Raw genomic sequence first — 21,632 nt, forward strand, 5'->3', positions numbered from 1 at the left:
ATGACTGATCCCCTGTACGTGCAGGCGCTCGACCTGGCCTGCGGCGCCTTCCTGCTGACCGGGGTGCTGGTGCTGTGGCGGCGCGACCTGGCCGCGATCATCTGGCTGTTCGGGCTGCAGGGAGTGGCCCTGGGCGCGCTGATCACGGTCAGAGGGCTGCACGAGGCCGACGTGGAGCTGACCGTGCTCGGCCTCGGCGTGGGGCTGCTGCGCGCGGTGCTCCTGCCCTACCTGATGCGGCGCGCGCTGGCAGCCGGCGAGGAGGGTCGCGAGGCCCGGCCGCACGTCAGCGTCGCCGCGTCGCTGCTGGTCACGGCCGTCCTGACGATGATCGCGTACGCGGTCTCCCAGCCCCTGGTACGCCTGGCGCCCACCCCCGCCACCCAGGCCGTGCCGATCGCGCTGACCGTGCTGCTGGTGGGCTTCTTCGTGCTGGTCACCAGGAGGCGGGCGCTGTCACAGGTGGTCGGGTTCCTGCTGATGGACAACGCCATCACCGCCGCCGCGTTCCTCACCACCACCGGGGTGCCGCTGGTGGTGGAGCTGGGCGTCTCCCTCGACGTGCTGCTCGCCGTACTGGCGCTGCAGGTTCTGACCACCCGGATGCGGGCCGCGTTCGGCGGCACCGACCTCGACGAGCTACGGGAGCTGCACGACTGATGATGATCGTCCCGGTGGCGCTGCCGCTCGCGGCCGCCTGCCTGTACGCCCTGTTCGGCTGGAACCGCGTGACGGCGTGGCTCGGCGCCCTGTCCGCGGGCGGGCTGCTCGCCGCCGCTGTCCTGCTCGCGCGGGCCGGTGACGAGAGCGGGCTGTGGGGGCTGCTGCGGGTGGACGCGCTCAGCGCGTACATGCTGATCGTGATCGGTGTCGTGGCGCTGCTCGCGATGCTGGCCAGCCCCGGCTATCTGCGGGCCGAGGCGAGCGCCGGGCACGCGGGGCCGGCGGCCGCCCGCCGCTACGGGATCTTCACCCAGTGCTTCGTGGCGGCGATGGCGACGGCCGTGCTCGCCGCCAGCCTCGGGATGCTCTGGGTGGCGGTGGAGGCGACCACGATCCTGACCGCGTTCCTGGTCGGGCACCGCCGTACCAGGAAGGCCACCGAGGCGGCCTGGAAGTACGTGGTGATCTGCTCGGTCGGCATCGCGCTCGCGCTGCTCGGCCTGGTGATCGTGCACTACGCCGCCGTGCACGCCGGGCTGTCCACGCGCGAGGGGCTCGACTGGGTGTCGCTGGCCGGGCACGCCGGGCGGCTCGACCCGGGGGTGACGCGGATCGCGGTGGTGCTGCTCGTGCTCGGCTTCGGCGCCAAGGCGGGGCTGGCGCCGCTGCACGCCTGGCTGCCCGACGCGCACAGCCAGGCGCCCGCGCCGGTGTCGGCGCTGATGTCCGGGGTGCTGCTGTCGGTGGCGTTCTACGCGATCCTGCGGGTCAAGGTGATCTCCGACGGGGCGCTCGGGCCGGGGTTCTGCCGGTTGCTGCTGATCGTGGTGGCGCTGGCGTCGCTGGCCGTGGCGGCGGCGCTGCTGATCGGGCAGCGTGACGTCAAGCGGATGCTGGCCTATTCGAGCATCGAGCACATGGGGCTGATCGCGCTCGGCGCGGCCATCGGCAACGGCCTGGCACTGGCGGCCGTGCTGCTGCACATCCTGGGGCACGGGCTGGGCAAGTCGGTGCTGTTCATCGGGTCCGGGCGGATCCAGCAGGCGGCCGGGAGCAGCCGGATCGACGAGGTGCGCGGGCTGGGCGGGCAGGCACCCGGACTGGCCACGATCTTCGGACTCGGGCTGCTGGCGCTGCTGGGGTTGCCGCCGTTCAGCCTGTTCGCCAGCGAGCTCGGCATCGTACGGGCGGGCTTCACGGCCGGGCTCGGGTGGGCGATGGCGCCCGCGCTGGTGCTCATGCTGGTGATCGTCGCGGGCGTGGGCGGGACGGCCGGCCGCATGCTGCTCGGCGACGCGCCACCGGGCGCGGAGGGCGGGCTGGGGATCCGCCTGCGGGGAGCGGGAGTGCCGCTGGTCGCGGGGCTCGTCGCGTGCGCGGCGCTCGGCGTGACGCTGGGGCCGCTCCGGCCGCTGCTGGAGTCCGCCGCCACCATCGCCGCCATCGGACCGGCGGCCGGCCCCGTGGGAGGCGCGCGATGACCGCCGTCGTCGGAGGGGAGCCGACGGTCGCCGACATCGGGCCCGGCGAGCTCGTCGCGTGCGCCGCCGACCTGTTCGCCCTGGGGCACCGCGTCGCGCTCGTCGCCGCGCACGCCGAGGACACCGGCTTCCGCCTCGTCTACCTGTTCACCGCCGCCCGCCCGGCGCGGCGGGCCGAGCTGCACGTACACCTGACCGAGCCCGCCGTCCCCAGCCTGGCCGCGCTCTCCTTCCCCGCCGGGCGCTTCGAGCGGGAGATCCGCGACCTGTACGGCATCACCCCCGAAGGCCACCCCCTGCCCCAGCGCCTGGTCAGGCACCACCACTGGCCCCGGGGCTGGTACCCGATGCTCCCTGACGCGGGCCGGCCACCGTCGTTCGGCGACCCGGAGGGCCCCTACCCGTTCGGCGACGTGGAGGGCGACGGCGTCTACGAGATCCCGGTCGGCCCCGTGCACGCCGGCTGCATCGAGCCGGGCCACTTCCGCTTCTCGGTGGTCGGCGAGACGATACTCAAGCTCAAGGCCCGCCTGTGGTTCGTGCACAAGGGCCTCGAACAGCTCTTCGAGGGCCGCCGTCCGGAAGACGGGCTGGCGCTGGCCGAGCGGGTCAGCGGCGACACGTCGGTCGGCCACGCCCTGGCCTACTGCCTGGCCGTCGAGGAGGCCACCGGCACGGCCGTCGACCCCGAGTCGCAGCGCGCCAGAGCCGTGCTGCTGGAGCTCGAACGCCTCTACAACCACGTCACCGACCTGGGCGCGCTCTGCAACGACGTCGCCCACAGCGTGTTGCAGGCCCACTGCGGCACCGTCCGCGAACACCTGCTGCGCATCAACGCCGAGGTCACCGGCCACCGCCTGCTGCGCGGCGCGACACGCCTCGGCGGCGCGCAGCTGCGGGCCATGCCCGACCCGGCCAGGCTGGCGGCGCTCGGCGCCGAGGTGGCCGAGATCGCCGGGCTCGCGCTCGGTCACGGCGTGGTGTCGGACCGGTTCACCGGCACCGCCGTGCTCACCGAGCGGGCCGCCACGGACCTCGGCACGCTCGGTTACGTGGCCAGGGCCAGCGGGCTCGACATCGACGCCCGCCGCGACCACCCGTTCATCGACCTGGGGCCGTTCCCGGTGGCGACCCGGACGGGCGGAGACGTGCTGGCCCGCTTCCAGGTCAGGGCCGACGAGATCGCCGCCTCGATCGCGCTGATCGACCGGCTGGCGAACGCCTCGGGTGACTGGAGCCTGCCGGACGGGCGGCGCGGCTCGGGCGTGGGCATCGTCGAGGGCTGGCGCGGCACCATCGTCCACCGCGTCGAGCTGGACGGGGACGGCAGGCTGGCCAGAGTGAAGATCGCCGACCCGTCGTTCTTCAACTGGCCCGCGTTGCCGGTCGCGCTGGGCGGCGCGATCGTGCCCGACTTCCCGCTGGTCAACAAGAGCTTCAACCTGTCCTACGCGGGCAACGATCTCTAGCCGCCCAGCACCTCGCGGCGCAGGTGGGTCTTGAGGATCTTGCCGCCCGGGTTGCGCGGCAGCTCCGCTTCCCTGAACCAGACGTGCGCCGGGATCTTGAACTTGGCGATGCGCTCCACCAGGAAGGACTGGAGTTCCTCGGCGGTGGTCGAGGTGCCCGGCTTGAGCCGGACCACCGCGCCCACCTCCTCGCCCAGCTCGTCGTGGGGGATGCCGATCACCGCCGCGTCGTCGATCGCCGGGTGCTCGAACATGGCCGCCTCCACCTCGGCGCAGTAGACGTTCTCGCCGGCCCTGATGACCATGTCCTTCGCCCGGTCCACGATGTAGACGAAGCCGTCCTCGTCGATCTTGGCGAGGTCTCCGGTGTGCAGCCAGCCGTCGACGAAGGTCTGTGCCGTGGGCTCCGGCTTGTTCCAGTAGCGCATGATGACGTTCGGGCCGCGTACGCACAGCTCGCCCACCTCGCCGCGCGGCAGCTCCTCACCCGTCGGGGCGACCACCCGGACGTCGACCACGGCGGTGGGCAGGCCGATGCTGTCGGGCCTGGCCTGGTAGTCGGGGCCGCCGTTGCCCACCGCCAGGCCGGTCGTCTCCGTCATGCCGTAGCCGTTCGAGGCGGCGCGGTCGGGCAGGTTCTCGCCGATGCGCTCCAGCAGCTTCGGCGGAGCCGGTGCCCCGCCGTAGCCGAGCGTGGTCAGTGACGACAGGTCGTACTTGCCGAAGTCGGGATGGGACATCAGCTGCCACGCGTTGGTCGGCACGCCGATCATCGTGGTGACCCGCTCGCGTTCGATGAGCCGCAGCGCCTGCTCGGGGTCCCACTTGTACATCAGGACCAGCCCGCCGCCCGCGAACATGGTGGTGGTCAGCGCGGAGAAGCAGCCGGTGACGTGGAACAGCGGCACGGTCAGCAGCGTCACCCGGCGCGCGCCCGCCGCCGCGGCGGCGTCCTTGCCGGCCAGCGCGACCGCCCGCATCAGCCCGTAGGCGACGGTCATCGGCGACTGGCCCAGGTTGCGGTGGCTGCCCAGCGCCCCCTTGGGATGCCCGGTGGTGCCGGAGGTGTAGAAGATCGTGGCCGGATCCTCGGGGGAGAGCTCGACGTCGGGCAGCGTCACGTCCGCGCCGACCTCGCCCAGCACGTCCTCGAACGAGCGCGCGCCCTCGGGCGCCTCGCCCCTGGCCACGATCATCGGCACGCCGGTGGCCGCGAGCCTGACGGCCCGCTCGCTGTCCGCGATCAGCACCTTGGCGTCACAGTCGAGCACGCCGTACGCCAGCTCGGGCTCGGTCCACCAGGCGTTGAGCGGTACGGCGATCGCCCCGGCGGCCAGCGCGGCGGAGAAGGCCACCACCCACTCCGGGTAGTTGCGCATGGCCACGACGACCCGGTCACCCTTGACCACGCCGTACTCGGTCACGAGCCGGTTCGCCAGCGTCGCCGCCCGCCGGAAGTGCTCTTCGAACGTGATGTGCTCGTCCTCGTAGACGAGGAACTCCTTCTCACCGTGGAACCTGCTCATCTCCAGCAGGGCCCGGAAGTGGCCAGGAGCATGCTTCCAGGTCCGTACTCCGCTGTCGCCGATCTCCTCCATCTCGAAAAGCTGGCCAGGACCAGTGAGCTGGGCTTGGACCTGGGCATGAGAAAGAGTCATGCGAAGCACTCCCACAGTGGACGGCAATCCCGGATAAATCACAGTACCGACCGGTAGGTACGTCGCGCTAGAGCGCGAAATCCGGGCGAAACAGGCCATTAACCGTCTCGCTATGTGAGCGCAATGGCGCGCCCAGGTTGCGTGTTCATCCTCTGCAGGGCATCATCGTGACAGTAAGAGCATGAGTTGAGATGCATAACTATGCAGGGGGTACGGGATGAGAGCGGCGATCGCGGGAGCCAGCGGCTACGCGGGCGGTGAGCTGCTCCGCCTGCTGCTGGGGCACCCGGAGTTCGAGATCGGCACGCTCACCGCGGCCTCCAGCGCGGGCAGCGCGCTCGGCGCCCACCAGCCACACCTCCCGCAGCTCGCCGACCGGATCATCGAGGCCACCACCCCCGAAGCGCTCGCCGGGCACGACGTGGTCTTCCTGGCCCTGCCGCACGGTCACTCCGCGGCCGTCGCCGCCCAGTTGCCCGAGGACACGGTCGTCGTCGACTGCGGCGCCGACCACCGGCTCACCGACCCGGCCGCCTGGCAGGAGTTCTACGGCGGCGAGCACGCCGGCACCTGGCCCTACGGCCTGCCCGAGTTGCCCGGCCAGCGCGAGGTGCTCAAGAGCGCCAAGCGGATCGCGGTGCCCGGCTGCTACCCGACCTCCGTCATCCTCGCCCTGCTGCCCGCCTTCGCGGCCGGCCTGGCCGAGCCCGACGTGGTCGTCGTCGCCGCCAGCGGCACCAGCGGCGCGGGCAAGGCGCTCAAGCCCAACCTGCTCGGCAGCGAGGTCATCGGCTCGGTCAGCGCGTACGGCGTGGGCGGCGTCCACCGGCACACCCCGGAGATGGAGCAGGCCCTCGGCACCGTCGCGGGCACCCCGGTCCGCGTGTCGTTCACCCCCACGCTGGCGCCGATGAGCCGCGGCATCCTGGCCACCTGCTCCGCCCCCGCCGCGCCAGGGCTGACCAAGGCCGCCGTGCGAGACGCGTACGAGAGCGCGCTGGCCAAGGAGCCGTTCGTCACCCTGCTGCCCGAGGGCACCTGGCCGGCCACCGCGATGACCTACGGCGCCAACACCGCCGCCCTGCAGGTGACGCTCGACGAGCGCGCCGGCCGCCTGGTCGCCGTCATCGCCATCGACAACCTCACCAAGGGCACGGCCGGGGGCGCGATCCAGAGCGTGAACCTCGCACTCGGCCTGCCGGAAGAGCTCGGCCTCCCCCTGACAGGAGTTGCTCCGTGAGAGAGCGCAACGTACGACTCGATATGCATGTCTATCCGGCACTCACGGAGGAAGCCGCATGAGCGTGACCGCCCCCCTCGGGTTCAGAGCCGCGGGTGTCGCGGCCGGCATCAAGTCCGGCGCCGCGCGCGACCTGGCCCTCGTCGTCAACGACGGGCCGAATTACGCCGCGGCCGGGGTCTTCACCGCCAACCGCGTCAAGGCCGCCCCCGTCCTGTGGTCGCAGCAGGTCCTGCGGGGCGGGCGGGTCCGGGCGGTCGTCCTCAACTCGGGCGGCGCCAACGCCTGCACCGGCCCCGAGGGCTTCCAGGACACCCACGCCACCGCCGAGAAGGCGGCCGAGGTGCTCCAGGACTCGGCGGGCGAAATCGCGATCTGCTCGACCGGCCTGATCGGCGAGCGGCTGCCCATGGAGGCCCTGCTGGCCGGCGTGGAAGGCGCCGCCGCGCAGCTGTCGCGCGACGGCGGTCTGGCCGCGGCCGACGCCATCCGCACCACCGACACCGTCTCCAAGATCTCCTTCAAGCGCGGCGGCGGCTACATGGTGGGCGGCATGGCCAAGGGCGCGGGCATGCTCGCCCCCGCCCTGGCCACCATGCTCAGCGTGATCACCACCGACGCCGACCTGACCGCCGAAGAGCTCGACGCCGTGCTGCGCGAGGCCACCTCCAAGACCTTCGACCGGCTCGACGCCGACGGCTGCATGTCCACCAACGACACCGTCCTGCTGCTGGCCAGCGGCGCCTCCGGCATCAAGCCGGACCTGGCGGAGTTCCAGCAGAAGGTCACCGAGGTCTGCGCCGACCTGGCCAGGCAGCTGCTGGTCGACGCCGAAGGCGCGTCCAAGGCCATCGCCATCGAGGTGGTCGGCGCCGTGTCGGAGGACGACGCGGTCAAGGTCGGCCGTGCCGTCTCCCGCTCCAACCTGCTCAAGTGCGCCGTCCACGGCGAGGACCCCAACTGGGGCCGCGTGCTGGCCGCCGTCGGCACCACCGACGCCGTGTTCGAGCCCGACCGGCTGAACGTGGCCATCAACGGCATCTGGATCTGCCGCGGCGGCGCGGTCGGCGACGACCGGACCAAGGTCGACATGCGCCCCCGCGACGTGACGATCACCATCGACCTGTCGGCCGGCACCTACTCGGCCACCGTCCACACCACCGACCTGACCGCGGACTACGTCCACGAGAACTCGGCGTACTCCTCATGAGAAGCATCACCGCCCACACCAAGGCCGACACGCTCATCGAGGCCCTGCCCTGGCTGGCCCGCTTCCACGGCGCCATCGTCGTCATCAAGTACGGCGGCAACGCCATGATCGAGCAGTCGCTCATGGAGGGCTTCGCCGAGGACATCGGCTTCCTGCACTACGCCGGCCTGCGGCCGGTCGTGGTGCACGGCGGCGGCCCGCAGATCAGCAAGCAGCTCGACCTGATGGGCATCGAGTCGACGTTCACGGCGGGGCTGCGGGTCACCACGCCCGAGGCCATGCAGGTGGTCAGGATGGTGCTGACCGGCCAGGTCAACCGCGACGTCGTCGGCCTGATCAACAGGCACGGCCCGCTCGCGGTCGGCATGTCGGGCGAGGACGCCCACCTGTTCACCGCCGAGCGCAAGCACGCGCTCGTCGACGGCGAGCCCGTCGACATCGGCCAGGTGGGCGAGATCGTCAAGGTCGACCCCGGCGCCGTCCAGGCCATGATCGACAACGGCCGCGTCCCCGTCGTCTCCAGCGTCGCCCGTGGCGAGGACGGGGAGATCTACAACGTCAACGCCGACACCGCCGCCGCCGCGCTGGCCGTCGCCCTCCAGGCCGAGAAGCTCATCGTCCTCACCGACGTCGAGGGCCTGTACGCGGGCTGGCCCGACGACACCGACGTGATCGACAAACTCGACGGCGCCGCGCTGGAGGCCATGCTGCCCTCCCTGTCGAGCGGCATGAAGCCGAAGATGGAGGCCTGCCTGACGGCGGTCCAGGGCGGCGTGCCCCAAGCTCACATCCTCGACGGCCGGGTGTCGCACTCGCTGCTGCTCGAGATCTTCACCGACCAAGGAATCGGAACCATGGTGATGCCCTGATGAACCTTCGTGACCGGTTCGAGCAAGCCTTCATGCCGAACTACGGCGTCCCGCCGATCGCCCTGGCACGAGGCGAGGGCACCCGCGTGTGGGACGTGGACGGCAACGAATACCTCGACTTCATCGGCGGCATCGCGACCACCTCGCTCGGCCACGCCCACCCGGCCCTGGTCGAGGCGGTCTCCAAGCAGGTCGCGACGATCGCGCACACGAGCAACCTGTTCCTGCACGAGCCCGAGGTGCTGCTCGCCGAGAAGCTCCTCGACCTGCTGAACGCCCCCGGCCGCGTCTTCTTCGCCAACTCCGGCACCGAGGCCAACGAGGCCGCCTACAAGCTGGCGCTCAAGTACGGCCGGCGCGACGGCCGCACCTACTTCGTCGCCGCCGAGAACGGCTTCCACGGCCGGACGATCGGCGCGCTCTCGCTGACAGGCAAGAGGTCGATCCGCGACCAGTTCGGACCGTTCCCGGTCGAGGTCCAGTTCGTCCCCTACGGTGACGCCGCCGCCCTCAAGGAGGCCGTGACCGGCGACTGCATCGCGGTCTTCCTGGAGCCCACCCAGGGCGAGGCGGGCGTGGTCCCGCCCCCGGACGGCTACTTCGCGGCGGCCCGCGAGATCTGCGACTCCACCGGCGCGCTGCTGGTCGCCGACGAGATCCAGTCCGCGATCGGCCGCTCCGGCCACTGGTTCGCCCACCAGGCCGACGGCGTCATCCCCGACATCCTCACCCTGGCCAAGGGCCTGGGCGGCGGCCTGCCGATCGGGGCGTGCATCGGCTTCGGCGACGCGGGCCGGCTGTTCGACAAGGGCGACCACGGCTCCACGTTCGGCGGCAACCCGGTCTCGTGCGCCGCGGCGCTGGCCGTGCTCGACAACCTCGACCTCGACCACGTGAAGACGATCGGCGCCCGGCTGCGGACCGGCCTCGAAGCGGTCGGCCACCCGCTGCTGAAAGGCGTGCGCGGGCGCGGCCTATGGCTGGCCGCCGTGCTGGCCGAGCCGGTCTCCGGCAAGGTGCAGCAGGCGGCGGCCGACGCGGGCTTCCTGGTCAACGCGCTGCAGCCGGACGCCGTACGGATCGCGCCGCCGCTGGTCGTGACGGCCGAACAGGTCGACGCGTTCGTCGCCGCGTTCCCCGGCATTCTCGACGAGGCGGCGAAATGACCACCCACGGCGCGGACTCGGCGCTCATCAGACCCGGCGCGGACTCGGCGCCCATCAGGCACTTCCTGCGCGACGACGATCTCTCGCCCGCCGAGCAGGCCGACGTGCTCGACCTGGCCGCCGCGATGAAGAAGGACCGCTTCGGCTACCGCCCGTTCGACGGGCCGCGGACCGTCGCCGTCCTGTTCGACAAGCCCTCCACCAGGACCCGCGTCTCCTTCGCCGTCGGGATCGGCGAGCTGGGCGGGATCCCGCTGGTCATCGACGGCGGCAGCTCCCAGATGGGCCGGGGCGAGCCGATCGAGGACACCGCCCGGGTGCTCGAACGGCAGGTCGCCGCGATCGTCTGGCGCACCGGCGGCCAGGAGCGCATCGAGGCCATGGCGGCGGGCACCACGGTGCCGGTGGTCAACGCGCTGACCGACGAGTTCCACCCCTGCCAGATCCTCGCCGACCTGCTGACCGTCCGCGAGCGGTTCGGCCGGACGGCCGGGCTGACGCTCACCTACCTGGGCGACGGCGCCAACAACATGGCCCACTCCTACCTGCTGGGCGGCGCCACGGCCGGCATGCACGTACGGATCGGCGCCCCGGTCGGCTACCAGCCGGACGCCGTCATCCTCGACCGCGCCGCCGCCATCGCCGCGACGACCGGCGGCTCGGTGATCTCGCTGACCGACCCGGCCGCCGCCACCCAGGGCGCCCACGTCGTCGCCACCGACACCTGGGTGTCGATGGGCCAGGACGGCAAGGACGAGCGGGTCCACGCGCTCATGCCGTACCAGGTCAACTCCGAGCTCATGGAGCACGCCGCGCACGACGCGATCGTGCTGCACTGCCTGCCCGCCTACCGCGGCTACGAGATCACCGCCGCCGTGCTCGACGACCCGCGCAGCGCGGTGTGGGACCAGGCGGAGAACCGGCTGCACGCCCAGAAGGCGCTGCTCCACTGGCTGGTGAGCAACCCATGACGATCCCGATGACCAAGGTCGCGCGGCAGGCGAAGATCACCGAGCTGCTGCAGCGGCAGGCCGTACGCTCCCAGCCGGACCTGGCCAAACTGCTCGCCGAGAGCGGCGTGGAGGTCACCCAGGCCACGCTCTCCCGCGATCTGGACGAACTCGGCGCGCTCAAGCTGCGCGCCGAGGACGGCTCGCTGGTGTACGCGCTGCCCGGCGAGGGCGGCGGCCGGATCCGGGTGGCCAGGCTGGGCACCGGAGAGTCCCCGGCCGCCCGGCTGCACCGGATCGCCGAGGAACTGCTGGTCTCCGCCGAGGCCTCGGCCAACCTGGTCATCGTCAGAACCCCGCCGGGCGCCGCCCAGTTCATGGCCTCCGCCATCGACCACGCCGACTGGGAGTCCATCCTCGGCACGGTCGCGGGAGACGACACGATCCTCGTCATCAGCCGCGATCCCCAGGGCGGGCACCACGTGGCCGAGGCGCTGCTGAGAGTCGCGGCCCGACGCGCTTAGCCCGTTCCTGAAGAAGTTGGAGAAACACATGACACAGAGAGTGGTACTCGCGTTCTCCGGAGGTCTCGACACCTCCGTGGCCATTCCGTTCCTGGCCGAGAAGATGGACGCCGAGGTCATCGCCGTCGCCGTGGACCTGGGACAAGGCGGCGAGGACATGGAGGTGATCCAGAAGAGGGCGATGGACTGCGGCGCGGTCGAATCCGTCGTGGTGGACGCCAAGGAGGAGTTCGCGGCCGACTTCTGCGTGCCCGCGCTGCAGGCCAACGCCCTCTACATGGACCGCTATCCGCTCCTGTCGTCGCTGTCGCGGCCGCTCATCGTCAAGCACCTGGTGACCGCGGCCAAGCAGTTCGGCGGCACGATCGTCTCCCACGGCTGCACCGGCAAGGGCAACGACCAGGTACGGTTCGAGGCCGGCCTGGCCGCGCTCGCGCCCGACCTGAAGGTCGTCGCCCCGGCCCGCGACTTCGCCTGGACCCGCGACAAGGCGATCGAGTTCGCCGAGCAGAAGGGCCTGCCGATCGAGACCTCCAAGAAGAACCCGTTCTCCATCGACCAGAACCTGTGGGGCAGGGCCGTCGAGACCGGCTTCCTGGAGGACATCTGGAACGGCCCCACCGAGAACGTCTACGCCTACACCGCCGACCCGGCCGTCGCCCGCGACGCCGACGAGGTCGTCATCACCTTCGAGCAGGGCGTCCCGGTCAAGCTCGACGGGCGGTCGCTGACGCCGTACCAGGTGATCGACGAGCTGAACACCCGCGCCGGCGCGCAGGGCGTCGGCCGGATCGACATGGTCGAGGACCGGCTCGTCGGCATCAAGTCACGCGAGGTGTACGAGGCGCCCGGCGCGATCGCGCTGATCACCGCGCACATGGAGCTGGAGAACGTCACCGTCGAACGTGACCTGGCCCGCTTCAAGCGCGGCGTCGACCAGCGGTGGAGCGAGCTCGTCTACGACGGCCTGTGGTTCTCGCCGCTCAAGACCGCCCTGGACGCGCTCATCGCCGAGGCCCAGAGGCACGTCAGCGGCGACATCCGGATGACCCTGCACGGCGGCAAGGCGACCGTCACCGGCCGCCGCTCGGAGCAGTCGCTGTACGACTTCTCGCTGGCCACCTACGACACCGGCGACACTTTCGACCAGTCGCTGGCCAAGGGCTTCGTCCAGCTCTTCAGCCTGCCCTCCAAGATCGCCGCCGCGCGAGACGCGAAGCAGGGCTGATGTGCACTATGGTCGCGGGGGACGATAAGGAGATGACGGTGAGTGATGGCAAGCCGATGCGGCTGTGGGGCGGGCGCTTCGAAGGCGGTCCCGCTGACGCGCTGACCCGGCTGTCGGTGAGCGTGCACTTCGACTGGCGGCTCGTGCCGTACGACCTGGCGGCGTCCAGGGCGCACGCCCGGGTGCTGCACAAGGCGGGGTTGCTGAGCGACGACGAGCTCGATCGGATGATCGGCGCGATCGACGACCTGGAGCACGCCTGCAAGGCGGGCGAGTTCCGGCCGACGGTCGCCGACGAGGACGTGCACACCGCGCTCGAACGCGGCCTGCTGGAGCGGCTCGGCTCGCTCGGCGGCAAGCTGCGCGCCGGCCGGAGCCGCAACGACCAGATCGCCACCGACCTGCGCCTCTACCTTCGTGATCATGCCCGCACGATCGTCTCCCGGCTGGTCGAGCTGGAGACGGCGCTGATGGCCCAGGCCGAGCAGCACGCCGACACGGCGGCGCCCGGCATGACCCATCTGCAGCACGCGCAGCCGGTCTCGTTCGGTCACCAGTTGCTCGCGCACGTGCACGCCTTCGCCCGCGACATCGACCGGCTCACCGACTGGGACCGGCGGGCGGGCGTCTCGCCGCTCGGCGCCGGCGCGCTCGCGGGCTCGTCGCTGCCGCTCGACCCGCAGGCCGTGGCCGCCGAGCTGGGCTTCTCCTCCGCGGCGCCCAACTCCATGGACGCGGTGGCCGACCGTGACTTCGCGGCGGAGTTCCTGTTCGACGCGGCCCTGATCGGCGTGCACCTGTCGCGGCTCGGCGAGGAGATCGTGCTCTGGGCCTCGCAGGAGTTCCGCTGGATCGAGATGGACGACGCCTACTCCACCGGCTCGTCGATCATGCCGCAGAAGAAGAACCCCGACGTCGCCGAGCTCGCGCGCGGCAAGTCGGGGCGGCTCATCGGCAACCTCATGGCGATGCTCACGACGCTCAAGGGCCTGCCACTCACCTACAACCGCGACCTGCAGGAGGACAAGGAGCCGGTGTTCGACTCGGTCGACACGCTGCTGCTCGTCCTGCCCGCGATGGCCGGCCTGGTCGCCACCATGCGGGTCAACACCGCGCGCATGGAGGCGTCGGCTCCCGAAGGCTTCGCGCTCGCCACCGACCTCGCCGAGCTGCTCGTCCGCCGCGGCGTGCCGTTCCGCGACGCGCACGAGGCGGTCGGCCACCTGGTGGTCTGGTGCCAGGTCCACGACAAGGACCTGGGCGAGCTGACCGACGACGAGATGGCCAAGGTGTCACCGCATCTGACGCCCGACGTCCGCGACGTGCTGAGCGTGCCCGGCGCCCTCGCCGCCCGCAAGTCCCACGGCGGCACCGCGCCCGACCGGGTCCGCGACCAGCTCGTCGCGCTGCGCGAAGCGGTCGACGCCCAGGCGGCGTGGGCCGCGGGCGCCTAGACTCCGGCATGTCCTCCGGGATCCTGTGCTCGGCGCCACTGCCGCGGCGCTTCTTCGACCGGCCGTCGCACGAGGTCGCGCCCGACCTGCTCGGGCGCGTGCTCGTGCACGGTCCGGTCGCGGTCCGGCTCACCGAGGTCGAGGCGTACGGCGGGCCCGGCGAGGATCCGGCGGCCCACACCTACCGGGGACGGACCGCCAGGAACGCGGTCATGTTCGGGCCACCCGGCCACCTGTACGTGTACTTCACCTATGGCATGCACTTCTGCGCGAACCTGGTCTGCCTGCCCGAGGACTTCGGGTCGGCGGTGCTGCTGCGGGCCGGTGAGGTGGTGGCACGGGCCGACCTGGCCCGGTGGCGCCGCTCGGGCGGTGGCTCGGGCGGTGGCTCGGGCGGTGGCTCGGGCGGCGGTGGCCCGGACGGAGGCGGTTCGGACGGCGCCGGGCCGGGTGGCGGAGGCTTGGGTGCTCCTCGGCGTAAGCCGATCGCGGACCGCGACCTCGCTCGCGGGCCCGCCCGGCTGGCGGTCGCGCTCGGGCTGGCGCGCGAGCACAACGGGCTCGACGCTGTCTGGGAAGGCTCGCCGGTCGGGCTGCCCCGCTTCCCCGGCCCGAGCCCAGCCCCGCACAGCGACCGGCTCGACCACGCGACTGGGCCCGAGGGTCACCCCGGCCACGCGCTTACCGGACCGCCGGAACACGCGGCCTGGCTCACGGGTCTCCCCAAGGGGACCGCGGCCGTGCTCGAAGGGTGGCCGCCCGAGGCGGACGCGATCAGGTCGGGGCCGCGTACCGGGATCTCGACCGCCAAGGACACTCCCTGGCGGTTCTGGATCGACGACGACCCGACCGTCTCGCCGTACCGGCTTCACACCCCGCGCCGCCGCAACGCCGCGGCCACCTCGGTCGGGGAGGTCCCCAGCTCGTGAGCGCTGAAGATGTGCAGGTAGTCACCGGTGTCGATCTCCAGCATCTCACTGCGCAACCCATATCTCCTGCGCACGTCCACCTTGATGTCCTCGATCGCCTCCCACGGCACGTGCCGCCGGCCCGCGAAGCCGTGCACCACGGTGATGCCGCTCTCGTCGGCCGCCAGCCGTACCGGGACCAGCACGTCACGCAGCCCCATGGCACCCACCAGCACGGCCGCCGGAATGGCCAGGATCACCCCCCGCACGTCATCCTGGAAGTACCAGAACAGGGCGAGTCCGGCACACGCCACAGCCCCTAGGATCTTGAAAACAGCCAGCTCGCGACGGACCTTCCACATGGCGACAGAGAGTATCCAAGTGGCGAACATCCGGCGCGATCCGGCACTCTGTAACCACTCGACGTCTCCTGGAAAGCCAGCACCGTGACCGACATTCTCGATGAGCTCGAATGGCGCGACGTCCTCGCGCAGACCACCGACATCGACGCCCTGCGCGGGGCGCTGTCGAAGGGTCCGATCACGGTCTATGCGGGCTTCGACCCGACCGCGCCGTCCCTGCACATGGGCAACCTGGCCACGCTGCTGATCCTGACCCGCTTCCAGCGGGCCGGCCACAAGCCGATCGGCCTGGTCGGCGGCGCCACCGGCCTGATCGGCGACCCCAGCGGGCGCAGCACCGAACGCGTCCTCAACACCACCGAGGTCGTCGAGGAGTGGGTCTCCCGGATCCGGGTGCAGGTGGAGAAGTTCCTGACCTTCGACGAGGGCCCCGTTTCGGCCGAACTGGTCAGCAACCTCGACTGGACCGCCGAGATGTCGGCCATCGACTTCATGCGCGACATCGGCAAGCATTTCCCCGTCAACCGGATGCTCGCCCGCGAGTCGGTAGCGGCCCGGCTCGGCGGTGACGGGCTCAGCTACACCGAGTTCAGCTACCAGATCCTGCAGGCCAACGACTACCTGGAGCTCTACCGGCGCCACGGCTGCACGCTCCAGATCGGCGGCAGCGACCAGTGGGGCAACATCACGGCCGGCGTCGACCTGATCAGGCGCGTCGAGGGCGGCCACGTGCACGCCCTCACTGGCAAGCTGATCACCAAGGCCGACGGCACCAAGTTCGGCAAGACCGCGGGCGGGTCGATCTGGCTCGACGGGGCACTGACCTCTCCCTACGCCTTCTACCAGTACTTCCTCAACGCCGACGACCGCGACGTGGTGCGCTTCCTGAAGGTGTTCACCTTCCGCGAGCGCGAGGAGATCGAGGCGCTGGAGAAGGCGGTCGCCGATCGCCCGTTCGCCCGCGAGGCGCAGCGGACGCTGGCGGAGGACCTGACCACGCTCGTGCACGGCGCGGACGAGCTCGCGGCGGTCGTGGCGGCGTCCAAGGCGCTGTTCGGCCAGGGGTCCCTCGAGGAGTTGCCCGGGGCGACGCTTGCGGCGGCGCTGGCCGAGGTGCCGAAGGCGACGGTTCCGGCTCTCGGGGCGCCGTTCGTGGACCTGCTGGCGGACAGCGGCCTGGTGGAGTCGAAGTCGGCGGCCAGGCGGGCGGTCAAGGAGGGTGGCGCCTACCTGAACAACGTCAAGATCACTGACGAGTCGTACGTACCGGAGGCATCGGACCTGCTCCACGGGCGGTTCATGGTGCTGCGGCGCGGCAAGAAGTCGGTCGGCGGCGTCGAGGTCGGCTGACCCGTCTTACCCCGAGTGCAGCGGGCCTTTCCCGGAGGGGGAAGGCCCGCTTACTTGCGGGTGAACAGGGCGACAGTGAGGCCGGGCGTATCCGCCGAGTGCCAGGACCCGGCCTGCTCGTACCCCGCCTCCTGAACCGCCTTCACCCGTGGCAGCTTCTGCCCCGCGGACTTGACGCCGCGCCACACGACCCAGACCCGCTCCCAATCGGCCAGCGCGGCGGCGACGTCATCGCGCTCCGGAAAGCCGAACCCGTCCGCCTCCGGGTCGGGCCCCAGCCGCAGCACGTCGGCCGGCATGGCCCCGTCGTCGTAGTAGTCGAACCCCGCCCGCACCGAGCTCTGCCCGAACACGATCGCGTCCTGCGACTGGGCGTCCACCTTCCGCACCGCCCACGGAAAGTCCTCGAACCGCCCGTTGGCCTCCCGAATCTCCACACGCTGCGGAAAGCCCACCACCACGGTGACCACCACCAGTCCGCAGCAGGCCACCACCGTCGCCCGCGGAACACTCGCCACCGCGATCCCCGCCAGCAGCGCCAGAGCGGGCGCGGCGACGAACAGGTACCGATCCACATAGACCGGTGTCACCAGGTGCGACACGGTCAGCAGGAGGAGGGGCGGCAGCACCAGCCAGCCCAGCAGCGTCCCCGCCCACGCCCGGTTGCGGAGCAGCACCACCCCGGCCAGCGCCACCACGAACAGCAGCACCCCCACCTCGGTGCCCCCCGCCACCATCTTCGGGAACTTCAGCAGCACCTCCGCCCCCCGCTGCGGGATCCAGCTGATCGCGTGCCGCTCGCCGTACCCGATCAGACCGAGAACGAGCGCGGGCAGGCACCCGGCGGCGATCGCCGGCAACCACCTCAGAAGCACGGTACGGCGGGGCAGCAGCGCGACGGCGGCGACCAACTGGGCGGGCAGCACGAGCACCGCGAACAGATGCGTGCAGCACACCAGCCCCACCGCCGCCCCATAGAGCACCCAGGGAGCGCGTTCCGTCTCCTGCGCGCGGGTGGCACGGTGGAGAGCCCAGAACGAGAAGACCACCGCGGCGGCCGCGGGCGCGTACGAGCGGGCGAAAGCACCGTAGTACGACACCGACGGCAGAGCCGCGAACAGCGCGCCGGCCGTCACCCCCGCCCACGTGCCGTGCAGCCGCCGCCCCAGGTCCACCAGGAACCACGCGGCGACCCCGATCGCCAGCGCCGACGGCAGCCGCAGCCACAGCTCCCCCGTCCCGCCGTTCACCCAGAGCTGCATGAACAGGTAGTACGGCAGGAAATGACCATCGATGTGCCGGGCCAGCTCCCACAGCCCCGGCAACGACCGGGACGCGGCGCTGATCGTGGCCAGCTCGTCACCGTTCAGCGAGGCGGAGCCCGAGCCGGTGAACGCCACGATTCCGGCGATTCCGGCCATCCACCACGGGCTTGACCTGCGCTGACGTAGGGCCGGCCGGACTGGAGGGGCGAGGGTGGAGGCGGTGGTCACCGGGGCAGGATACGCGCATAGGCTCGGATTCATGCCTGAAGTGATCGTTTTCGACCTGTACGGGGTCATCGCCCGTGTTCAGACGCGTGAGGCCAAGCAGGGCCTCGTCGACCTCTCCGGGGTCCCGGGGGAGAGGTTCTGGGAGGCGTACTGGGCGTGCCGGCCCGAGTATGACGCCGGCCAGGACGCCAAGGCGTACTGGGCCGCGGTCGCCGGACGGCTGGACACACGGTTCGCCGACGTGAGCGCGCTGATGGCGGCCGACCTGGAGAGCTGGTGCCACGTGGACGCCGAGATGGTCGCCGTGGTGCACGAACTGGCCGACCGGGGACGGACGCTGGGGCTGCTGTCGAACATCGTGCCCGACCTGGTGCCGGTGTGGGAGGCACGGCATGGTGACTGGCTGGGGCGGTTCGCGTCGCTGACGTACTCGTGCCAGATCGGGGTCGCGAAGCCGGACCGGCGCGCTTACGAGATCTGCGCGCAGCGGCTGGGAGTGGAGCCGGGGGAGGTGCTGTTCTTCGACGACAACGAGGTCAATGTGGTCGCGGCGAGGGAGGCCGGGATGGCGGCGGAGCTGTTCACCTCTCCGGCCCAGGTACGCGCGCTCACGCTCTGAGGACCCAGGTGCCCTGCCACTGGTCCGAGATCTCGGCGTGCACCTGGTGACAGTGCTCGCCCGCTGCCTGCGCAGCTGGGTGAGCTGCTCGCTCAGTACCTCACCCAGCACACCCACCACGCGGAGATCAACAGCTGCTCCTTCGCCGTCCTCGGGCGGTGGACGGCAGCCACTCGGTCGCCCTCGCCGGGCCGGGATGGACGGACACCCCGCCGGCATCGACAGGCACGCCCGCGCAGGTGGGCCTACCGCTCGACCCAGGGCGGTCGCGTGCGGTCGTACGAGCTGACCGCTACACGCGCACAACGGTTGGGTGGCCAACTGGAGTCCAGCGGCGGCGCAGGAGGACCGGTCGGTCCGCGTCAGAGCGCCGGGCAGAGCGATCCGGTCACGGACCAGCAGCCGAGGTGCCGCCAGGTCGCCGGTGAGCTCGGATGAGCACCGCACTCAGAGAGCCACCCGGGCCCGTGGCGGGTCACCTCAGGGCTTCACTGGCTGGTCGTACGTGTCGGCCGGGCGACGATGACCACCCGCCGCTCCGCGTCTCCTACCGGCCGGTCGTACGACAGTCCGTAGCGGGTGGCGAGCACATCGAAGAAGTCACCCGACGGGTCCGGGTCGATCCGCTCCACCACGGCGCGGATCTCCAGGTATCGGTACGGCTTGTCGGGATCGTTGATGGAGACCGCCAGGTCACCATTTTCCACGACATTTAGGTACTTCTGGCGGTTTGTGGTGGTCGTGAAGCGCAGGTACTCGCCGTCCCACACCGTCCAGACGGGGTTCACGTGTGGCTTCCCGCCAGGCCCGATGGTGGCCAGGTGCGCGAACAGCGGCCGGGTCAGCAGGTCCAGGTGGCTCTCAGGGATCACTTTCCGTCTCCTCATTCCTGTTGGTACGGCTCCGGCACACTATCAAAGCTTTTATAACAGTCAATGTTGGTTTGCTTGTACCATCTCTTGCATGGGAATGCCCGCGGAGGAACGCCTCGGCCTCGACATCAAGCGGGCCGAACAGGAACTGATCGCCGCCAAGCAGATCGCGGTCAGGCCCGCCGGGCTGACGGTTCCGCAGTACGCGACGCTCTACGTGTTGGCCGCCAACCCCGGCATCTCAGCCGCCGCCCTCGCCCGAGCCTGCCTGGTGACCCCACAGGCGATGACGGTGGTGCTGAAGAACCTCGACGTGCGCGGGCTGGTGAAGCGTACGCCACACCCATGGCACCGCAACGTCCTGGAAACCCAGCTCACGGACGCCGGCCGCATCGCACTGGAAGCGGCGGACGAGCGGGCGGTACGGATAGAGCAGGCGATCGCGGACGAACTCACCACTGAGGAACGGGACACCCTGCGCTCCCTCCTCAGCCGGTGCGGCGCGGCGATCGAACGGGCATCCACGCAACTGTGAAAGCCGTGCTCACCCGCCGGGCTTGGTCGTCGCGCCTGGTGGCATGGCGTCCTGGCCAGACCCCGACAACTTGATCCCGACGGATGCCTTGGCGCCTGCCGGACCCTGTGTGCCTGGCCCTCAACTGATGTCCTTGTGCTCGGCCAGATGGCCCTCGCCAGATGCCCTGGCGCTCGGCCCCCGTACACCCGGCGTCCGTCATCGGGCCAGGCCTGCCTTCGACCAGTCCTGCCCCTGGCCAGCCCGGCTACGCTCGCGCCAGCCTTGAGCCGCTGCCTTGCCAGTCGGCCAGCGCGCGCTACGCCCGCGCCGGCCTTGTCCCTGAGCCCACAGGCAGCCCGCTACGCTCGCGCCAGTCCTCAGCCGCTACCTCGCCAGCCGACCAATCGGCCAGCGCGCACCCACGCCGGTCCGCTGCACCCACGCCTCTCCTCGATCGCTACCTCGCCAGCCCGTGCCCTGGCCAGCGCGCACCAAACCAGTCCATCACTGTCGCCGACGCAGGGACCAGGTCTCTGTTTCCCACGCCTGGTTGCTCGGCCCAGCTCGCGTCGGGCATCCCCCGTGCATCCGCACTCGGCGTCCGACCTTCACGTCCGGGTTCCGGTAGTGCCACAAAACCCGGCTGCCAGGCTGGTCTTCACGCCTGACATGCCGGAGCCTCTACCACCCGGCTGCCTGGCCCCGCGCCCGACATAAACGGGGCCTCCAGCACCCGCTACCTGGCCTCCACGTCCAACTCCCGAACGCCCGCATTCGGCTGCCCACCTCCTCGGCTGGCACGCCGCAGTACATCCACTCAGCGCTCCGGCTCTCACCGGCTTGGGACCCAGAGGCGCCCACCCCGAGGGGTTGCTCGGCTTGGGTGCGGAGTCGCCCCCTCAGAGTCGCCAGGCCGGAGGCGTTGCTTCGGTCCGGATGCCCGGTGGCCTCTGAGCCGAGGCATGCCCCGTGGGGTCCCTCTCATCCACGCCCTCGATGCTTTGCGGTCCCGGTCAACTGGCTCTCGTCCTACGTTTCCGCAGGTGGCGTGCGACATTGACCCGAGACAGCCCAGGAACCTGCAGAGGCGCGGTGAACCCCGATTTGACGTAGGGCCAACGGCGACCTAATCTTTCACTTCGCCCCGGGAGTGAGCCGGACGCCGATCAGGCGGACGGGCCCCAGGGCAAGCCCCTTGAGATAACGAGCCACTCGGCCAGGTCGCTTCAACGCGCACTTTGGTACGAGTCGTCTCGGGCGCGCTCAGATCACCGGAAAATCGGTTGATTCGACAAGCCCAGGATGGCACGGTAAGTTACGAGGGTTGCCCCGGAGACGGGGCGCACCATTCTACCCAGATTTGATCGACTTCAAACAAATCTACGATTTGACACGAAGTGAGCAAATCTGATAGAATGGAGAGGCGAACAGTACGCCTCCAAGTGAGGGTCTGAATGGACCTGAGCGAGGATGTACGCGTCCGTTTCTTGAGAACTCAACAGTGTGTTAAAAGCCAGTGCATGATGCACAACCCCGTCATGTCCATGCTTTCGGGTGTGGATGACGGATTCCTTTATATGGTTGGGATTTCTTTCCCTT

Annotated in this window: 19 protein-coding genes; 15 read left to right on the top strand and 4 right to left on the bottom strand. The window is 70.7% G+C overall.

The window, feature by feature from the left end; translation table 11 throughout:
* From KME78_RS57395 to KME78_RS57405, 3 genes are read left to right on the top strand one after another with little or no spacing between them, the layout of a single operon-like run.
* Nucleotides 1-660 carry a hypothetical protein gene (locus KME78_RS57395; protein ID WP_219538517.1) on the top strand — a complete coding sequence of 220 codons (660 nt, stop codon included), beginning with the start codon at nucleotides 1-3 and terminating at the stop codon, nucleotides 658-660.
* Nucleotides 660-2,144, top strand: a complete 1,485-nt coding sequence (locus tag KME78_RS57400; protein ID WP_219538519.1) for a proton-conducting transporter transmembrane domain-containing protein — start codon at nucleotides 660-662, stop codon at nucleotides 2,142-2,144. The genes KME78_RS57395 and KME78_RS57400 overlap by 1 nt, the downstream gene beginning before the upstream one ends.
* Nucleotides 2,141-3,613, top strand: a complete 1,473-nt coding sequence (locus KME78_RS57405; RefSeq protein WP_219538521.1) for a hydrogenase large subunit — start codon at nucleotides 2,141-2,143, stop codon at nucleotides 3,611-3,613. The genes KME78_RS57400 and KME78_RS57405 overlap by 4 nt, the downstream gene beginning before the upstream one ends.
* Here KME78_RS57405 and KME78_RS57410 read toward each other — a convergent pair.
* A complete protein-coding gene (locus tag KME78_RS57410) occupies nucleotides 3,610-5,271 on the bottom strand; it encodes a class I adenylate-forming enzyme family protein (RefSeq protein WP_219538522.1) in 1,662 nt (553 codons plus the stop codon). The two genes, KME78_RS57405 and KME78_RS57410, sit on opposite strands and share 4 nt — an antisense overlap.
* Nucleotides 5,272-5,488: 217 nt before the next feature.
* Between KME78_RS57410 and argC the strand changes: the two genes are divergently transcribed.
* Genes argC through KME78_RS57455 form a run of 9 tightly spaced genes read left to right on the top strand, consistent with a single transcriptional unit; the run spans nucleotide 5,489 to nucleotide 14,841 of the window.
* Nucleotides 5,489-6,511 (top strand): N-acetyl-gamma-glutamyl-phosphate reductase, encoded by a 1,023-nt coding sequence (gene argC, locus KME78_RS57415; RefSeq protein WP_219538524.1) that lies wholly within the window; start codon nucleotides 5,489-5,491, stop codon nucleotides 6,509-6,511.
* Between the two features lie 58 nt (nucleotides 6,512-6,569).
* Nucleotides 6,570-7,721 (top strand): bifunctional glutamate N-acetyltransferase/amino-acid acetyltransferase ArgJ, encoded by a 1,152-nt coding sequence (argJ, locus tag KME78_RS57420; protein WP_219538525.1) that lies wholly within the window; start codon nucleotides 6,570-6,572, stop codon nucleotides 7,719-7,721.
* Entirely contained in the window at nucleotides 7,718-8,590 is an 873-nt protein-coding gene (argB, locus tag KME78_RS57425; protein WP_219538526.1) for an acetylglutamate kinase, read from the top strand. The genes argJ and argB overlap by 4 nt, the downstream gene beginning before the upstream one ends.
* Entirely contained in the window at nucleotides 8,590-9,756 is a 1,167-nt protein-coding gene (locus KME78_RS57430) for an acetylornithine transaminase (RefSeq protein WP_219538527.1), read from the top strand. Before argB ends, KME78_RS57430 begins: the two co-directional genes overlap by 1 nt.
* Nucleotides 9,753-10,727: an ornithine carbamoyltransferase gene (argF, locus tag KME78_RS57435; protein ID WP_219538529.1), complete on the top strand. Its 975-nt coding sequence runs from the start codon at nucleotides 9,753-9,755 to the stop codon at nucleotides 10,725-10,727. Before KME78_RS57430 ends, argF begins: the two co-directional genes overlap by 4 nt.
* A complete protein-coding gene (locus tag KME78_RS57440; protein ID WP_219538530.1) occupies nucleotides 10,724-11,230 on the top strand; it encodes an arginine repressor in 507 nt (168 codons plus the stop codon). The genes argF and KME78_RS57440 overlap by 4 nt, the downstream gene beginning before the upstream one ends.
* Before the next feature lie 28 nt (nucleotides 11,231-11,258).
* Nucleotides 11,259-12,458, top strand: a complete 1,200-nt coding sequence (locus KME78_RS57445; RefSeq protein WP_219538532.1) for an argininosuccinate synthase — start codon at nucleotides 11,259-11,261, stop codon at nucleotides 12,456-12,458.
* Nucleotides 12,459-12,490: 32 nt separating this feature from the next.
* Nucleotides 12,491-13,912: an argininosuccinate lyase gene (gene argH, locus KME78_RS57450; protein WP_219538534.1), complete on the top strand. Its 1,422-nt coding sequence runs from the start codon at nucleotides 12,491-12,493 to the stop codon at nucleotides 13,910-13,912.
* A gap of 8 nt (nucleotides 13,913-13,920) precedes the next feature.
* Complete coding sequence (locus tag KME78_RS57455; protein ID WP_219538536.1) at nucleotides 13,921-14,841, top strand: DNA-3-methyladenine glycosylase; 921 nt, start codon at nucleotides 13,921-13,923, stop codon at nucleotides 14,839-14,841.
* Here KME78_RS57455 and KME78_RS57460 read toward each other — a convergent pair.
* Nucleotides 14,781-15,182 (bottom strand): PH domain-containing protein, encoded by a 402-nt coding sequence (locus KME78_RS57460; RefSeq protein WP_219538538.1) that lies wholly within the window; start codon nucleotides 15,180-15,182, stop codon nucleotides 14,781-14,783. The genes KME78_RS57455 and KME78_RS57460 overlap by 61 nt on opposite strands.
* A gap of 84 nt (nucleotides 15,183-15,266) precedes the next feature.
* Here KME78_RS57460 and tyrS point away from each other — a divergent pair, with 84 nt between their 5' ends.
* Nucleotides 15,267-16,532, top strand: coding sequence for a tyrosine--tRNA ligase (tyrS, locus tag KME78_RS57465; RefSeq protein WP_219538540.1), 1,266 nt, complete (start codon nucleotides 15,267-15,269; stop codon nucleotides 16,530-16,532).
* A 50-nt stretch (nucleotides 16,533-16,582) separates the two neighbouring features.
* Here tyrS and KME78_RS57470 read toward each other — a convergent pair whose 3' ends face one another.
* Nucleotides 16,583-18,025 (bottom strand): glycosyltransferase family 39 protein, encoded by a 1,443-nt coding sequence (locus KME78_RS57470; RefSeq protein ID WP_308127541.1) that lies wholly within the window; start codon nucleotides 18,023-18,025, stop codon nucleotides 16,583-16,585.
* Nucleotides 18,026-18,056: 31 nt separating this feature from the next.
* Here KME78_RS57470 and KME78_RS57475 point away from each other — a divergent pair, with 31 nt between their 5' ends.
* Nucleotides 18,057-18,644, top strand: a complete 588-nt coding sequence (locus KME78_RS57475; protein ID WP_219538542.1) for an HAD family hydrolase — start codon at nucleotides 18,057-18,059, stop codon at nucleotides 18,642-18,644.
* A gap of 488 nt (nucleotides 18,645-19,132) precedes the next feature.
* Here KME78_RS57475 and KME78_RS57480 read toward each other — a convergent pair whose 3' ends face one another.
* Nucleotides 19,133-19,516 carry a PPOX class F420-dependent oxidoreductase gene (locus KME78_RS57480; protein ID WP_308127542.1) on the bottom strand — a complete coding sequence of 128 codons (384 nt, stop codon included), beginning with the start codon at nucleotides 19,514-19,516 and terminating at the stop codon, nucleotides 19,133-19,135.
* A 91-nt stretch (nucleotides 19,517-19,607) separates the two neighbouring features.
* Between KME78_RS57480 and KME78_RS57485 the strand changes: the two genes are divergently transcribed.
* Entirely contained in the window at nucleotides 19,608-20,051 is a 444-nt protein-coding gene (locus KME78_RS57485) for a MarR family winged helix-turn-helix transcriptional regulator (RefSeq protein ID WP_219538545.1), read from the top strand.
* Nucleotides 20,052-21,632: the final 1,581 nt, after the last annotated feature.

Origin of the sequence: Nonomuraea guangzhouensis (assembly GCF_019396345.1) — a bacterium.
In the GTDB taxonomy this organism is placed as follows: Bacteria; Actinomycetota; Actinomycetes; order Streptosporangiales; family Streptosporangiaceae; genus Nonomuraea; species Nonomuraea guangzhouensis.

Coding starts and splice junctions, on each gene's coding strand:
- KME78_RS57395 (WP_219538517.1), top strand. CDS start 1: ATGACTGATCCCCTGTACGTGCAGGCGCTCGACCTGGCCTGCGGCGCC.
- KME78_RS57400 (WP_219538519.1), top strand. CDS start 660: ATGATGATCGTCCCGGTGGCGCTGCCGCTCGCGGCCGCCTGCCTGTAC.
- KME78_RS57405 (WP_219538521.1), top strand. CDS start 2,141: ATGACCGCCGTCGTCGGAGGGGAGCCGACGGTCGCCGACATCGGGCCC.
- KME78_RS57410 (WP_219538522.1), bottom strand. CDS start 5,271: ATGACTCTTTCTCATGCCCAGGTCCAAGCCCAGCTCACTGGTCCTGGC.
- argC (WP_219538524.1), top strand. CDS start 5,489: ATGAGAGCGGCGATCGCGGGAGCCAGCGGCTACGCGGGCGGTGAGCTG.
- argJ (WP_219538525.1), top strand. CDS start 6,570: ATGAGCGTGACCGCCCCCCTCGGGTTCAGAGCCGCGGGTGTCGCGGCC.
- argB (WP_219538526.1), top strand. CDS start 7,718: ATGAGAAGCATCACCGCCCACACCAAGGCCGACACGCTCATCGAGGCC.
- KME78_RS57430 (WP_219538527.1), top strand. CDS start 8,590: ATGAACCTTCGTGACCGGTTCGAGCAAGCCTTCATGCCGAACTACGGC.
- argF (WP_219538529.1), top strand. CDS start 9,753: ATGACCACCCACGGCGCGGACTCGGCGCTCATCAGACCCGGCGCGGAC.
- KME78_RS57440 (WP_219538530.1), top strand. CDS start 10,724: ATGACGATCCCGATGACCAAGGTCGCGCGGCAGGCGAAGATCACCGAG.
- KME78_RS57445 (WP_219538532.1), top strand. CDS start 11,259: ATGACACAGAGAGTGGTACTCGCGTTCTCCGGAGGTCTCGACACCTCC.
- argH (WP_219538534.1), top strand. CDS start 12,491: ATGACGGTGAGTGATGGCAAGCCGATGCGGCTGTGGGGCGGGCGCTTC.
- KME78_RS57455 (WP_219538536.1), top strand. CDS start 13,921: ATGTCCTCCGGGATCCTGTGCTCGGCGCCACTGCCGCGGCGCTTCTTC.
- KME78_RS57460 (WP_219538538.1), bottom strand. CDS start 15,182: ATGTGGAAGGTCCGTCGCGAGCTGGCTGTTTTCAAGATCCTAGGGGCT.
- KME78_RS57475 (WP_219538542.1), top strand. CDS start 18,057: ATGCCTGAAGTGATCGTTTTCGACCTGTACGGGGTCATCGCCCGTGTT.
- KME78_RS57485 (WP_219538545.1), top strand. CDS start 19,608: ATGGGAATGCCCGCGGAGGAACGCCTCGGCCTCGACATCAAGCGGGCC.